The sequence below is a fragment of the Gemelliphila asaccharolytica genome (genome assembly GCF_001553005.1).
Classification (GTDB): Bacteria; Bacillota; Bacilli; order Staphylococcales; family Gemellaceae; genus Gemelliphila; species Gemelliphila asaccharolytica.
The window spans coordinates 4,008-4,249 of record NZ_KQ959910.1; the positions used below are offsets into that span (position 1 = coordinate 4,008).

Consider the following 242-nt stretch of genomic DNA (forward strand, 5'->3'; position numbering starts at 1 on the left):
AATCTGCAAAAGCAGAAATCTATAAAGCAAATAATGCAAAAGAAGTTAATGACGCTTTAGCAAAAGCAAAAGCAAAAGACAAAGCAAACAAAGAAGCAAAAGAAAATACAATATATAAAATAGGATACTTAGACAATCTAACAAAAGAACAAAAAGAGTCTTTAATAGCAGAAGTAAATAGCAAAAAAGCAAAAGACGAAATTGAAAAAATCTATCAAAAAGCAAAAGAATTAGACAAAAAA

General features: G+C 26.4%; 1 protein-coding gene. It reads left to right on the plus strand.

The features are described 5' to 3' along the window. The coding region (locus tag HMPREF1871_RS06555) for a GA module-containing protein (protein ID WP_157058083.1) at window positions 1-242 on the plus strand (242 nt) is incomplete at both ends.